Here is a 1,598-nt window from a genome sequence, read left to right as displayed (position 1 = left end):
GGGACCCGTGAGATCTTGCTTTATGATAATTATTATGGTTATGCCAAGTACAAGATCACGCTGTCAGCCACAAAGGATGGTAATATCAGTATCAGCTATAATCAAGAGGGAGTGGACGGTCTTAAGACGTCTTCTAACGCTGTCAGCAGTAAGGGGCGTTATACGAGCAGTCAGTCGGTTCCTGTTAAGGGTTCAGCACTAGATAAGGGTCTTTTTAATGGGTCTTACCAGTATGCATTTGATCAGAATGGGGTTTCTGGGTTATCGGCTGCTTTGTCAGGCGGGAACAGCCGGAGTGAGTTTGGAGTGAAGTATGTGAATGGGACATTGGCGGCTTATAGTCAGACTCAGTCGAGCGCTTCGGCTGCTTTATCGGATAAGAGCAAGGGAGAGCTGTCCGTGGCCTATGAGCAGGGGCAGTATATACGGAACAGTAATGTTGATGCTGTTCCTGTGGAGTCCTTTGATTGGGGTAAAGTCGGGAATGTTGCTGGTAGTGCAGTTGATTTTGTTGGCGATACAATTAATTCAATTGATTGGGGAGCCGTGGGAGAACTTGCAGTTGGTGCTTTGGCTGTGACTGCTATAACTGCAGTTGGCTTTATGCTTGGAGGTCCAGGTGGGGCTATGGCTGGAGCAAGTGCTGCTTTACTGATATTGAATACGGATGATGATAAAAATAATATGAATGGAGGAATTTAATGAAACAAAAACTCAGAAAGCTTCCTTACCAAAAACTTTACCATTTTTATAGAACGGCTCTAGTCATACTGGGATGTTTCGCCATTTTAGGCCTTATTATTTACATCATTGGCCGTCCTTCTCATTATATTTTATTACTTCTTTCCTTAATTATTAGTATTACTGTAATCGGGCTTCTAGTGATTCTTTTAAAACTTCTAAATGCCGTGCTACGAGAAATTCTAGTGATTGATATTGATATAGACAAGTACCGCAATTACTTTGATTATGCCTATCGCAAATCAAATAAAGGTCAGAGACAATTTGCAATGATAGAATCATACGTTGCTGATGGTCAATACCATTATTTAAAAGGGGATTTTAAGCAGTCGCTAGAATCTTTTTCCCGTGTGCAAGGCCAAAAAATTATCTGGTATAGACGAAAGACCTTGGTTTCTGCAGTTGCTTATTATACTTTGCTTAATCATATCCATCAAAAAGATTTCACCTCTTATGAAGAGGATTTAAAGAGATTTCAAGTTCTGAAGGGGAAAAATATTGCGGAACGTGCGCAAAAGATTTCTGCAATCCATGATGTGATGACAGGAATGGCAACATCTTACTTTAATCAGACCGTTTTTGAGCACAAACTTGATAAAATTGAAGCAATATATTACGAGGGGCTTAATTCCCTGAATCAAGGTGATAGGGCCAAGGCTGAAGGCTTGTTTCAGTCGATTGTTAGTGAAAACCCTGACCTCTTTTATGTCCAAGAAGCTAAGAAGTATTTAAAGTCTAGTGGTAAAAAGTCAAGATAAAGTTGTCAAAACTTTAGTTGACATTCAGTAAACTAGGGCGCACTAAAAACACCTAGCGAAAAATGACATTTTTCGCTAGCTTGACCAAGGACATGTGCA

The 1,598-nt window shown here is 40.4% G+C and carries 2 protein-coding genes; both read left to right on the top strand.

Translation table 11 applies throughout. The features are described from left to right. The coding region (locus tag AB3329_RS11600; protein WP_368396315.1) for a hypothetical protein at window positions 1-702 on the top strand (702 nt) is incomplete at its 5' end. Further along, on the top strand, window positions 702-1,499 hold the full coding sequence (locus AB3329_RS11595; protein ID WP_368396314.1) for a hypothetical protein: 798 nt from the start codon (window positions 702-704) through the stop codon (window positions 1,497-1,499). The genes AB3329_RS11600 and AB3329_RS11595, both read left to right, overlap by 1 nt. Window positions 1,500-1,598 lie beyond the last annotated feature (99 nt).

The organism is Streptococcus huangxiaojuni, from assembly GCF_040930515.1.
GTDB lineage: Bacteria > Bacillota > Bacilli > Lactobacillales > Streptococcaceae > Streptococcus > Streptococcus huangxiaojuni.
This window is presented reverse-complemented; position numbering and strand designations above follow the sequence as displayed.